Annotated in this window: 12 protein-coding genes; 9 read left to right on the top strand and 3 right to left on the bottom strand. The window is 27.0% G+C overall.

All coding sequences use genetic code 11. The features are described from left to right. Positions 1-100: 100 nt before the first annotated feature. Entirely contained in the window at positions 101-1,486 is a 1,386-nt protein-coding gene (locus tag IC214_RS17235) for a M20 family metallopeptidase (RefSeq protein WP_413926675.1), read from the top strand. 365 nt (positions 1,487-1,851) lie between these two features. On the opposite strand, the gene IC214_RS17230 is transcribed toward IC214_RS17235, so the two are convergent. Beyond that, entirely contained in the window at positions 1,852-2,496 is a 645-nt protein-coding gene (locus tag IC214_RS17230; protein ID WP_227866844.1) for a nitroreductase family protein, read from the bottom strand. Between the two features lie 264 nt (positions 2,497-2,760). On the opposite strand from IC214_RS17230, the gene IC214_RS17225 reads away from it, so the two are divergent. The 4 genes from IC214_RS17225 (at position 2,761) to IC214_RS17210 (ending at position 5,567) form a co-directional block, all read left to right on the top strand. Beyond that, positions 2,761-3,375, top strand: coding sequence for a TetR/AcrR family transcriptional regulator (locus tag IC214_RS17225; protein WP_227434721.1), 615 nt, complete (start codon positions 2,761-2,763; stop codon positions 3,373-3,375). Positions 3,376-3,786: 411 nt separating this feature from the next. Beyond that, positions 3,787-4,626: a DUF5685 family protein gene (locus IC214_RS17220; RefSeq protein ID WP_227434722.1), complete on the top strand. Its 840-nt coding sequence runs from the start codon at positions 3,787-3,789 to the stop codon at positions 4,624-4,626. Then, positions 4,616-5,059 (top strand): CDC27 family protein, encoded by a 444-nt coding sequence (locus tag IC214_RS17215; protein WP_227866843.1) that lies wholly within the window; start codon positions 4,616-4,618, stop codon positions 5,057-5,059. Before IC214_RS17220 ends, IC214_RS17215 begins: the two co-directional genes overlap by 11 nt. 10 nt (positions 5,060-5,069) lie before the next feature. After that, entirely contained in the window at positions 5,070-5,567 is a 498-nt protein-coding gene (locus IC214_RS17210; protein ID WP_227434724.1) for a hypothetical protein, read from the top strand. Positions 5,568-5,890: 323 nt separating this feature from the next. Here the strand turns inward: IC214_RS17210 and IC214_RS17205 are convergent, their stop codons facing one another. Continuing rightward, positions 5,891-6,619: an HAD family hydrolase gene (locus IC214_RS17205; RefSeq protein WP_227434725.1), complete on the bottom strand. Its 729-nt coding sequence runs from the start codon at positions 6,617-6,619 to the stop codon at positions 5,891-5,893. A 125-nt stretch (positions 6,620-6,744) separates the two neighbouring features. Here IC214_RS17205 and IC214_RS17200 point away from each other — a divergent pair, with 125 nt between their 5' ends. Then, entirely contained in the window at positions 6,745-7,833 is a 1,089-nt protein-coding gene (locus IC214_RS17200; protein ID WP_227434726.1) for a hypothetical protein, read from the top strand. A gap of 478 nt (positions 7,834-8,311) precedes the next feature. Further along, positions 8,312-8,407, top strand: a complete 96-nt coding sequence (locus tag IC214_RS21225) for a DUF6485 family protein (protein ID WP_227483497.1) — start codon at positions 8,312-8,314, stop codon at positions 8,405-8,407. A gap of 328 nt (positions 8,408-8,735) precedes the next feature. Here IC214_RS21225 and IC214_RS17190 read toward each other — a convergent pair whose 3' ends face one another. Next, entirely contained in the window at positions 8,736-9,596 is an 861-nt protein-coding gene (locus tag IC214_RS17190; protein WP_227434728.1) for a hypothetical protein, read from the bottom strand. A gap of 202 nt (positions 9,597-9,798) precedes the next feature. Between IC214_RS17190 and IC214_RS17185 the strand changes: the two genes are divergently transcribed. Continuing rightward, positions 9,799-10,164 carry an ArsR/SmtB family transcription factor gene (locus IC214_RS17185; protein ID WP_227434729.1) on the top strand — a complete coding sequence of 122 codons (366 nt, stop codon included), beginning with the start codon at positions 9,799-9,801 and terminating at the stop codon, positions 10,162-10,164. A 22-nt stretch (positions 10,165-10,186) separates the two neighbouring features. Then, positions 10,187-12,577, top strand: coding sequence for a heavy metal translocating P-type ATPase (locus tag IC214_RS17180; RefSeq protein ID WP_227824796.1), 2,391 nt, complete (start codon positions 10,187-10,189; stop codon positions 12,575-12,577). The last annotated feature ends 542 nt before the right edge of the window (positions 12,578-13,119 follow it).

Genomic DNA, 13,119 nt, shown 5'->3' with positions numbered 1-13,119 from the left:
TTATATAAAATGATTATAATATAGAAGCTATTTAAAAAATAATTATTTTATATGATTAAATAATATAATTATTAGTCTTATGGAGGAGAATATGGTTAATATAAATGATTTAAATAAAAAATTTATAATGGATTATATAGATAAAATACAAGGAGAGTTAAGAGATATATCAGATAAAATATGGAAAAATCCAGAACTTCAATATAAAGAATATTATGCTTCAAACTTACAAAAAGAATATTTAAAAAAACATGATTTTAGTGTAGATGAATTAGAGGATATGGATACAGCATTTGTAGCTAGCTATGGAGAAAGTAAGCCAGTTATAGCAGTTTTAGGTGAATATGATGCATTAGATGGTTTGTCTCAAAAAGTATCCATTACAAAAGAACCTATTTCAGATGGTGGTTCGGGTCATGGTTGTGGACATAATTTACTTGGTACGGGTTCAATAGGAGTTGTAATTGCAATAAAGGAACTAATCAAACTAAAAAAATTGAAAGGAACTATAAAATATTATGGATGTCCAGCAGAAGAAGATTTGTCAGGAAAAGTATTAATGATAAAAAAAGGTTTCTTTAATGGAATTGATTGTGCATTTAGTTGGCATCCATTTGATATAAACACTCCAATAAGAATTCCAACTCTTGCTAATTATTCTGTAAAGTTTAGATACAAGGGTGTTAGCGCACATGCAGCACAAGCTCCTTATAACGGAAGAAGTGCACTTGATGCAGTGGAACTTATGAACATAGGCTGTAACTATTTAAGAGAGCATATATTTGATAGCTGTAGAGTTCATTATGTAACTACTAATGGTGGAAAAATGCCAAACATAGTTCCAGACTTTGCAGAAGTATGGTATTACATAAGAGGAGTTAAAATGGAGCATGTAAGAGATGTATTTGACAGAATTGTTGATATAGCAAAAGGAGCAGCATTGATGACTGGTACTAGTATGGAATATAATATTGTAAGTGGAGTATATGACTATATTCCAAATACAATATTAACAGATGTTTTATCAAAAAACATGAAATTGATAGGAGTACAAAAGTATGATGAAGATGACTACTATTTTGCAAAAAAATTAGTTGAAACAGTTTCTATAGATAAAAGAATTAGTGTGTCTAGTGTATTAAGTGGAAACAAGGAAATTACTAAGATGAATCTACATGATGAAGTTACAGATGATACCTTTACTCATAATAACTGTATATCACTATCATTAGATATTGGAGATGTTAGTTACATAACTCCCACAGCACAATGTTCTTGTTCAGTTTGGCCTATTGGTATTTCTGCTCATACATGGCAATCTTGCGCTAGTGCAGGTTCTGACATGGGATTTAAAGCGATGTTGTTAGCATCAAAATCTATAGCATGTTCAATAAATGATGTAATGCTTGATGAATCTATTGTAGATAAAGCAAAAAAGGAATTAAAAGATACTTTAGGCAGTTTTGAATATACTCCAATTATTTAAAAATTAACTTAATGTAAGTAAGATTGAATTGTATGAATTAGTATAAATATATATTGAGAGCCATAGGAACGACTAATTCTAAGACACAAACAAAAGTAAAAATAATTGATTATGATGGTATACATATACTTTAAAAGAAATACAGGAAAGTTATTTACCAGAGTTGAAGGAAAAGAATTTAGTTTCAGGCTCAATAAAAGGACTTATAATTTATAAGTCCTTTTATTATATTTATTCTTTGTTTGTAATTAATTTGATTATCTTAGGCTCAGTTAAATTATAGATTCCTCTGAGAAACAGCATGTCATCTATTATTAAAAATATGTAAGAATAGTTTATAAATATTTGGTTTTCAATATTATTTATTATATCCATTTTATTGATGGATGAGGAATGGCTCTGCCTTCCTTAATTACAGATGTTGTAGGGAAACCAATTGTACAGGCATCAAAGCCATATTCACCTGTTGGTACTCCTAAAATATCGCAAAAATCTTTATTATTACTTAATCTTCCTATTACACTAACAAGTTCAAAACCTAATCCTAAAGCAGTTGCTTTAAGCCACATATTCTGCATAACATGAGATAATGACTTTTGTTCTATGGCTGGTATTCCACGACGTTCTGCCACAATAATAAGATAAGGTGCTGACTCTACACCAAGAACCCCTTTTTTAACTTGCATCTTTAAAGAAGTAATGAAGGATTGTAGAGCGATGTCGTTCTCAGCCTTCTTCTCATGGGTTGATATTTGAGTTTTAATAACATCAACAAGAATAGTTTTTATTTTATCCATTTGTAAACTGTTATTTGAGATAACAAAGAAATGTCTGAAATCTGTTTGTTTTGCTACTGCAAGTATTGCATAAGGTGCAAGTCTTCCAGTTTCAATTATTTTTTCAACCAGTTCTTTTGAAGGTACTTCTTTTGTAAAACTTCTTATGGATCTTCGAGTTCTTAATAGCATATCCAAAACTTCATTAACATTGTTTTTATCTAAATTGTTCATTTTTATCCTCCATTAATACTATTCTTAAGATATCCCATAATGCATCCATATAAAGGCGAAATTTTAGGTCATATTAAACATTTACTTCAAATCAATTTGCTATTTTTTATGAACACATTGTTGATTAATAATCTATATGTATATTATAATATGTATATTGATTTATGCAATGAACAATAATATTTAAATTGTTAAGTAATAAACATTTAATATAAAATTGTCAATTAAAATTAAAAAAATTTATATAGAGCGAGGAAATAATTCATGAAAAAAGTATCTGTTGATAGAAGAACAATACGTACTAAAAAAATGATTAGGTCTGCATTAGCAGAGTTAATAGATGAGAAAGGATTTAACAATATATCAGTTACTGACTTAACTCAAAGGGCAGATATAAATAGAGGAACCTTCTATCTGCATTATGTTGATAAGTATGACTTGTTAGAGAAAATTGAAAATGAAATAATACAGGAAATTGAAGAAGAGACTAAGCACCTTGATTCAGTCAACATGATGAACATGGATGCCTCAAATGAACCTCTTCCATTTATGGTAAAGCTTTTTGAATATTTTAGAAAAAATTCAGTAATTATTAAATCTATTTTAGGGCCAAAAGGTGACCCTACCTTTGAAAGAAAAATAAAAAAATTTATTGAAATCAATCTGTTTGAGAAACAAAAATTAAAAAATTTTAACATAGATGAGGCAATAATTTCGGAAGAATATTTTATACAATATATACTTTCAGCGGACTTAGGTGTAATTCAATACTGGCTTGAAAAAAACATGAAAGAATCTCCTGATGAAATGGCACTGATACTTGCTAGAATGTCGTTACTTGGTCCATTAAGAGCAGTAGGTATTCGTAAAGACTCATAAAAACCATCAGAAAAATAATTCTAAACAATGAATTATAATTTTATTAATGATATAATAATAATTAATAAAAAATAGAGAAATAATGACTTGTTCAAATGCAAAGGATATACTACTGTTAAATGATATAAGTAACTTAGAGATAACACATAGTAAGTCAAAAGGATATATAACATTAGTAAGTAAAAAAGAGTAAAAACTTACATAAATGTACTATATAATAAATGATTTAGAAAATAAATATAATGAGTTTATAGATAACAAAGTAAATATTTATGTAAGTCACAATACTTTTTATAAACCATAAAGAAGTATTGTGAATATAAAAGAGTTAAATGCGATATTTATAGATATAGATTGTTACAATACAAATTATAATTTATTATATAAAAAGTAGTACAAGAAGGAGTATTTATGTTTGGATATGTTAAAATAAACAAAATGGATTTAACATTTAGAGAATATGACCATTACAAAGCTTATTATTGTGGGTTATGTAAATATCTAAAAAGAAATCATGGAGAAATCTCAAGGTTTTCTTTAAACTACGATATAACATTTCTAATTATCTTATTAACTTCAGTATATAAGCCAGAGTCTATAAGTACAGAAGAAGTGTGTGTAGTCAGTCCATTTAAAAAGAAAAAGATAATAACAAATGATATTACCGAATATGCAGCAAGTATGAATGTTCTTTTAACGTATTATAAATTGGAAGATAATTTAATGGATGATAAACGCATAAAAGATAAATTAGCATATTATATATATAAAAACAAATTAAACTTAGCCTATGAGAAATATCCTGAAAAAGCTGAGTATATAAAGCAACAATTAAATGAATTAAATAAGTTGGAAAAGGACAAAAATATAAATATAGATGAAGTGTCTAATGTCTTTGGAAATATAATGGGAGAAGTATTTGCATATAAAAAAGATGAAAATGAGAGAAATCTAAGAATGATAGGCTTTAATATAGGTAAATATATATATTTACTAGATGCATATGAAGATTTAGATGAAGATTTTAAGAAAGGAAGATATAATCCTTTTATAGAATATATAGATAAAAATGATGAGTTAAAAGAAAAAGTAAAAAAAATAATTGTAACATCATTAGGTTTTTTAGCTAGGGGAATTGATAATTTAAATCTAAATAAAAATGTTGGAATAATAGAAAATATAATTTATTCTGGAGTTTATTTAAGATACATGAATATATTAGAAAGTAGAGGTGGAAAGAATGTACAGTAATACTTATAATAATGAAAATTTTATGAGAGCAAGAGCTTTTATGGAAAATAGTGAATTTAAAAAAGCCTATGATTTTTTAAAAACATTAACTGACAAATGTGCAGAGTGGCATTATCTAACTGGTTTTTCTGCGATGAATATTGGATATTATGAAGAAGGAGAAGACTTCTTAAAGAGAGCAAAATTCATGGAGCCTGAAAATCAAGAATACAATGATGCACTTAGAAGTTATACACAATATAGAAATGAATATAACAATAGAGCTGATAATTATAATAGAAGAAGACGTAATGATTTAGATGGATGTTGTTGCTGTTGTTGTGATGACTGTTGTTGCTGTCTAGGTGATGATTGTTGTGAAAACTGCGCTAAACTTTGGTGTCTAGATTCCTGTTGTGAATGTTTTGGTGGAGATTTAATATCTTGTTGTTAGGATGATAAATATGAGTATAAAAGTTGCTTATGGAGGAGTTTTATTAGCATTAAATGTGATACTGTTAACTCTTACAAATATTATTCCTGTAAATACATTGTTTATTATGGGGTTAGCATCGCTTTTAGTATCAATTGTAATAATGGAATGGGGATTTAAAAGTGGAATTGCTTTTTATATAGGTTCTGTAGCATTAGGATTTATAGTAATGGCAAGTAAATCTCAATGGATTGTATATTCTCTTACTTTTGGGATATATGGTATTGTTAAATATTTTATAGAAAAAGATAGGTCAATATATATTGAGTATCTTATGAAAGTAGTATTTGCAAATATAATGATAGTTATATTGTACTTTATATTAAGGACAATAGTTTATATTCCAATAAATATTATTATAGTAGCTTCATTTGAGGTAGCCTTTATAATATACGATTATGTATATAGTTCTTTTATAGATTATTACAATAATAGACTAAGAAAGATGTTATTTAAAAATAACAACTGACTTAATGTTTTACTTTAGAATGGTTTTAATTTTTATATGAATAATACATTTGCAAAGGTACATTGAAATATAAAAATAAAATTAACATATGTATGAGTTTATTTAATAAAAAAGGCTTTGATTTTTATATCAGAGTCTTTTTATGTTGTTATACAAACTTTTAATGTTTTAGCAATAACAATTTTTATATTTGAAATAGATACTTACCATCTATGAACTAAAATATATAATATGAATAAAAATAAAGGATATCACTTCAATGATGACATCCTTTATTATAATAAGACTTTTGTTGTATAAGTCTTTAAAAGAGCTAATATAAATTAAATATCTACCATATTCACATCTGTAGATAAAGAATAGATAATGTCTTTTCTTTCTACTATTATTTCAACATTTTTAGAAATTTCCTTATTAAGTGATATTTGAGCCAAAAGTTCTTTTGTAGGATTTATTGCGATTGGATTTCCAACTCTTTTTAGCATATTTATATCGCCATTAGTATCTCCATAAGCGTACGAATTTGATAGGTCTAAATCATATTTTACAACAAAATCATTTATAGCGTTATTTTTACTTATAGAATCCCACATTGGTATGACTGTTCCTGTAAATATATCATCTTCAAATACATAATCACTTCCTAAGAAGTCAGTTACATTGTATTTTTTAGCCATTTTTTCAACCAAAAACCCAGGGCTGCCAGAAATAAAGATAACTATGTGACCTTGATTTAAATGCCAATCTATTCTTGAACGTGTGTATTTATAAACTCTATCTGCTTTTAATTTAATTACTTGGTCACTTGTAAAATTAATGCAAGTTTTGTCTAAGCCTTTTAAGGAGTCAACATAAAGATTACATATTTCTAGTAAGTAATCATCATAGTTGCCTTGTCTTTTATCCCAATCCATAAATGTATCTCTGGCGTGTTTATACCAATTTTTTTGGTCAATTATATCATATTTAATTAATTTCTTAAAATGTTCAACCATAAGAGAGTCCCTATAAAGAGTACCATCTATATCAAAAAAAGCTGCTATATTTTTCATAAAAACCACCTCAATTAATCATTTCCTTATATTATATTATAAATTATACCTAAGTTGTTAAAATATATGTATAATAATTTATATATTAAAAAACAAAGATTTTAAATTTTAAAGGACGTGATTGTATGAATTTTAATTTTGCAAAGGTTACAAATTCTAGACTTATGGGGAGCTTGGGTCTTATAATAAATTGGATAGACAATAAAAACAATCACTTTTGTCAATATTTTTTATTGGATGCAGAAGGATTAGGTCTGGCGGATTATGTGAGTTTAAAAAATCCAACACAAGAAGAAGCTTATAGGGAAGAAGAAAGATTAATGGGTGGATTTGGCTCAGATAGAATTGGATTAACAGAGGAGGAATCTCTGTTTTTAGTATCTTATTTTGGAAATAAGAATATTTGTTATAACAAGATATTGCCAGGAGATAAATGTGAATACATTGACATTATAAAAAATTATAAAACAGATTTAACTATAGAAAAATTATATAATAAAATATGTAAAAGAGTTGATGAGGAAGTTGAATTCATAAACTATATGACTATGAGGTTTATAGCATGGGATAGAGAAAGCTTAAGATACTTTTCAGGAAGTGAAGAGATTGCAAATATGCATATTACAAATATCAATGGTACATTACTTAAAAATACAGTAAGTAATAAAGGACAAGGTAGGTATATTAGTGAGGCTTTATATGAAGATAATGATGGGTATTATACATGTAAAATAGCCTTTTGTATAAGTAAATGTAATGATACTGGTTTTAAAATCAATTCTATGCTAGTAACAGATAAAGAGCCTATGTACGATTTTGAAGTTTTTGATGAAATTTCTAAGAGTGAATTTGTAAGTGTATATAGCGTAAGTTCACCTGAGGAATTTGCAAAAGTATTTTATGAAGAAAATCCGTTCTTATTAAAAAGTAATATGAATGAAGGTATATTTTTTACTAGATTTAATTTTAATAATGACCATGTTAAAGAAAATGTATATATAATAAATAATGATATGAAAGCTATATATTACTTAATGGGAAACAAGTTTTTTATAGGGACTTATAGTGATAATGATTGTAATTGTATTAATGAAATAAGTCAGTCTAATTATAGCAAATATATTAAATTTGAAGAGAAATTTTTCTTTGAGCAAAATGCTTTATACGATTTTGCAGAGTCAGATTCAATAGACTTTGATGATTTTTTGGAATAGTATATGATTTTTGACATTATTTAAGCGAGATTAACTGAATTTAATCTCGCTTAAATTTATTTCTATAATATTGGGGGAATATTATGAGGAATACATTTATTATTGTGGTCAATTATTAAAATTTTATACAATTTATATAAAAATATTTTATTTCTTTTTTTTATAATATTTGCCAATATTGGTTTTTAGCATACCGTATCTAAACATATTACTAGATATATAGGGAGTAAGATATATTTTATGATTGTTATATGATAAAGCAATGAAGTTTTATAATGAAAATAAAATAATCTTAAAGAGTTATGAATGATAGTTATAATAAAATTACTAGCTTTTATTTATTTGTAAATATATTAGAATCATACCAGTTCCAGAAAAGTAAAATACACATATTTTATTCAAAATAATGCCTACTATAAACAAGATAATGACTTGTTAGAGTCATTATAACATAGAGTTAGTAAACTTAAGTTGAGAACTGCCAAATAAATCCAAAAACTATGAGAAAGAGTGTAGACCATGTATCCTTGACAATCTAAAAGAGAAGAAAATGCCAGCATGTTTTTTGGTATAGTTAATGAAGATATAAGTGATGTAATTGATTACTCCATTCAAGGATTTGTGGGTTACTTCCATAAACATCAAACAAATAGTGATATGCAGGGATATTTTTTAAGTATTAAGTTAAATGTAAATAAAAAATCAGATAAAATTTTATTTTATCTGATTTTTTATTTACATTTATTTTATTAGATTATGTTAATATTTTTTGACTAAATAAAAGGATATTCAATCAAAATTTTATACCTATAATAATATTGGGGGAATATTATGAGGAATACATTTACTATTATGTTCAATTATTAAGGTCTTATACAATTTATTTAAAAAATAAAAATATTTTACATTTCTTCCTCATCAAACTCCTCAATATTAGTTTGTGGCATGCCTTGTATAGACATATTACTAGAACCATAAGGAGTCGGATACATGTTAGAAGGCATATTACTAGGCATAACTACAGGCATACCATTCATTGTATTATGACATATAACACCTGGTATCATCATAAGTACATTAGGAGGCATATTTTGATTACATGATAAGTTAGGAATACCCATGTTATTCATATTATATCCCATATTATTCATGTTGCCAGACATGTTATTCATATTATACCCCATATTATTCATGTTGCCAGACATATTGTTAGGCATACCCATATTGTTATTCATGTTACCAGACATGTTATTAGGCATACCCATATTATTATTCATATTACCAGACATGTTATTAGGCATACCCATATTATTATTCATGTTACTAGACATGCTGTTAGGCATACCCATATTATTATTCATGTTACCAGACATGTTGTTAGGCATACCCATATTGTTATTCATGTTACCAGACATATTAGTGGGTACACCCATATTGTTCATATTATTAGATGTATTATAGTTCATGTTGTTAGGCATATTGTTTGGAGTAGATGTGTTGTAGTTCATATTTCCAGATGTATTATTTGTGTTAGGCAAGTTGTTTGGAGAATTACTACTTTTAGGATAATTATTTACGCTATTAGGATAAATGTTACTTATATTCTGATTATTAGGTATTTTTGTATAACCACTAGGGATTTGTGGGTCATTTCTCAACTCATCTTGAGGAATTTCTTCATTAGTAATATAATCTGCATAATTAGCAGGGTCTAAGTAAGGCATGTAGCTAGTATCTAAGTTCTTTTTTTTCTTATTACTCATATTAAACTTGCACCTCCTAGAAAAACTATAAAAAAGTTTACAAAAACTTATTCTAATAATATATATATTAAAAAACTCCATAATATGTGCATTCTAATTATTATTAAATAAATAAAAAAATATTGTTGCGAAATTAGATATAATAGCATATAATGAACATATGAACAGTTATTCATATATTAAAATAATGGAGGATTATATAATGAGAGAAGAGATAAATGATTGTAGTTGTAATATAATACATGAGGAAATAGTAACAGAAGCTAAGTCAACTATGCCAGATGAAGAAATGTTATATGATTTAGCAGAATTATTTAAAGTATTTGGAGATACTACTAGAGTAAAGATATTATATGCATTATTTGCAAATGAAATGTGTGTATGTGATATAGCAAGTTTATTAAATATGACTCACTCTGCAATATCTCACCAACTTAGAGTATTAAAACAGGCTAGGTTAGTAAAATTTAGAAGAGAAGGAAAGACGGTATATTACTCATTAGATGATAGCCATATAAGTCAAATATTTGACTGTGGATTAAATCATATTAGAGAGACTTATAAATGATAAATGAGAGGAGTGAATATATATGGAAGCAAATAATATAATTAAAAAGGAATTTGTATTAGGAGGATTGAATTGTGCGCATTGTGCAGAAGAGATTAACAACAAAGTTTCTAAGCTACAAGAGGTTAAGTCTTCTAATCTAAATTTTATAAATAAAAAACTTACAGTAAATATAGAAAATAGTTTTGATGAAGAAAATACTATAGAAAAGATAATAGAGATAATAGATTCAACAGAACCAGGACTTAATATACAAATAAGCTCTAAAGACAATACAATAGCCAACAAAACATCAGCTAAAAAGGAGCTTATATTAGGAGGGTTAAATTGTGCACATTGTGCAGAAGAGATTAACAACAAAGTTTCTAAACTAAAAGAGGTTGAATCTTCTAATTTGAATTTTGTAAATAAAAAACTTACAGTAAACATAATAAGTACTTTTGAAGAAGATGCTGTTATAAATAAAATAAAAGAAATAATAGACTCAACAGAACCAGGACTTGATATACAAGTAGAGTCTTCTGACAAAACAAAATCTAGAACGGTTGAAAAGTCAGAAACTGTGAGCGATACAAATAAAAAAGAATTAATTCCACTTATAATAGGAGCTCTTGTATATATTTTTGGTATATATCAAACAGCAACAGGATTTGAAAGTCAATTTAGCAATATAGTATTTATAGTTGCTTATGTGATAGTAGGTGGAGATGTACTTTTAAGAGCAATAAGAAATATATCAAAAGGAAGAGTATTTGATGAAAACTTCTTAATGGCTCTAGCAACAGTAGGGGCATTATTAATAGGAGAACTATCAGAAGCAGTAGGAGTTATGCTTTTCTATAAGGTAGGAGAGTATTTACAAGGTGTTGCGGTTGGAAAGTCTAGAAAGTCTATAACTTCACTTATGCAAATAAGACCAGATTATGCAAACCTAAAAGTTAACTCTGAAGTGAAAGTAGTATCTCCAGAAGAAGTAAATATAGGTGATATAATAGTAGTAAAACCTGGTGAAAAAGTGCCATTGGATGGTGTAGTAGTAGATGGAGTATCTATGTTAGACACTTCTGCACTTACAGGTGAGTCTGTATTAAGGGAAGTTGAAAAAGGAGACGAAATTTTATCAGGTGTTATAAATAAGAATGCTTTACTTACTATTGAGGTTACAAAGAGCTTTGGAGAGTCAACAGTTTCAAAAATACTTGACCTTGTTGAAAATTCTAGCATTAAAAAATCAAAAACAGAAAATTTTATATCTAAATTTTCAAGATACTATACTCCAGTAGTAGTTATAGCTGCTTTATTGATAGCATTTGTACCACCACTTGTTATTTCAGGTGAAGTATTTAGTGATTGGCTATACAGAGGGTTGATATTCTTAGTTGTTTCTTGTCCTTGTGCATTAGTTTTATCAATACCACTTAGTTTCTTTAGTGGGATTGGATTTGCATCTAAAAATGGAATACTTATAAAGGGAAGTAATTACTTAGAGGCTTTAAGAAGTGTAGATACAGTAGTGTTTGACAAAACAGGAACTCTTACTAAAGGTGTGTTTAATGTAACTAAGTTAAATCCTGTGGGAATATCAGAAGAAGAATTATTGCAATATGCAGCTCTTGCAGAAGTAAATTCAAATCATCCAATAGCAAAGTCTATATTAAGCTACTATAGTAAAAAAATTGATTTAAATACAATAGATAGTTATGAGGAAATAGCAGCCTATGGAATCAGAGTAAAATACAATGGTCAACTTATATTGGCAGGTAATGAAAAACTTATGAAAAAGGAAAATATACTCTATTCACCAGCTAAAGAAGTAGGAACAGTAGTGTATATTGCTGTTGATAAAATGTATAGAGGTTATATAGTTATATCTGATGAGATAAAAGAAGATAGTAAAAATGCCATAAGAAGTTTAAAATCAATAGGAGTAAAAAAAGTTGTAATGTTAACTGGAGATAATGAAAAAGTAGCAAAAAACATTGCTAAAGAGTTGGAGTTAGATACAGTTTACTCTAATTTACTTCCTAATGAAAAGGTAGATAGACTAGAAGAGTTGTATGAAGGTAGAACAGAAAAAGAAAAAATAGCTTTTGTTGGTGATGGAATAAATGATGCACCAGTTTTAGCCAGAGCGGATGTTGGTATAGCAATGGGAGGTTTAGGTTCAGATGCAGCTATTGAAGCAGCAGATGTGGTACTTATGACAGATGAACCAAGTAAAATATCTAAAGCCATTGAAATAGCAAATAAGACTAATAAGATAGTATGGCAAAATATAATATTTGCTCTAGGTGTAAAAGTTATAGTTATGGCATTAGGAGCTGGAGGAATAGCTACTATGTGGGAGGCTATATTTGCTGATGTAGGGGTAGCACTTATTGCAGTACTAAATGCTATGAGAGCTATGAGATAATATGTAAGTTAAAAATGAATAGATTATAATATTAAAAGATAGATAATAAAAGAAGAAGTATTGATAAGTTTATTCTAACTGTATTAATACTTCTTCTTTTATTATTATATTTATTTACATTTATTTCTATATTCTTATTTATTGTCTGTATTTTCTACTGTATTTTTTCAATCTATATAGGGATAATTCTATTATAACTGTTGAATTTGTATATAGAAATATTTAAAATATTAATAGTTAAGATAAGCAAATGTGATTTTTTATAAAAAATTATAAATATATTAAAATTGATTGAGACTATGGTATTACTACATTATGATGGAATATATGACAATGGAAATTAAAAAAACTTAAAAAAAAAATTTAAAAAGTGTTGACGAATTATTTTTAAGGTGATATAGTATTACTTGTCCTTAAGAAAAGGGCAAACATGAAAAATGAACTTTGAAAATTAAACAGTAGGTTAATTTATAAAAACAAGAAACAAACCATAAAGCCAGATATTTAGATAACAATAGTATCTGAGCCTGATAAACTTTTAT

The sequence above is a fragment of the Clostridioides sp. ES-S-0190-01 genome (genome assembly GCF_020658275.1).
GTDB lineage: Bacteria > Bacillota > Clostridia > Peptostreptococcales > Peptostreptococcaceae > Clostridioides.
This window is presented reverse-complemented; position numbering and strand designations above follow the sequence as displayed.

Coding starts and splice junctions, on each gene's coding strand:
- IC214_RS17230 (WP_227866844.1), bottom strand. CDS start 2,496: ATGAACAATTTAGATAAAAACAATGTTAATGAAGTTTTGGATATGCTA.
- IC214_RS17225 (WP_227434721.1), top strand. CDS start 2,761: ATGAAAAAAGTATCTGTTGATAGAAGAACAATACGTACTAAAAAAATG.
- IC214_RS17220 (WP_227434722.1), top strand. CDS start 3,787: ATGTTTGGATATGTTAAAATAAACAAAATGGATTTAACATTTAGAGAA.
- IC214_RS17215 (WP_227866843.1), top strand. CDS start 4,616: ATGTACAGTAATACTTATAATAATGAAAATTTTATGAGAGCAAGAGCT.
- IC214_RS17210 (WP_227434724.1), top strand. CDS start 5,070: ATGAGTATAAAAGTTGCTTATGGAGGAGTTTTATTAGCATTAAATGTG.
- IC214_RS17205 (WP_227434725.1), bottom strand. CDS start 6,619: ATGAAAAATATAGCAGCTTTTTTTGATATAGATGGTACTCTTTATAGG.
- IC214_RS17200 (WP_227434726.1), top strand. CDS start 6,745: ATGAATTTTAATTTTGCAAAGGTTACAAATTCTAGACTTATGGGGAGC.
- IC214_RS17190 (WP_227434728.1), bottom strand. CDS start 9,596: ATGAGTAATAAGAAAAAAAAGAACTTAGATACTAGCTACATGCCTTAC.
- IC214_RS17185 (WP_227434729.1), top strand. CDS start 9,799: ATGAGAGAAGAGATAAATGATTGTAGTTGTAATATAATACATGAGGAA.
- IC214_RS17180 (WP_227824796.1), top strand. CDS start 10,187: ATGGAAGCAAATAATATAATTAAAAAGGAATTTGTATTAGGAGGATTG.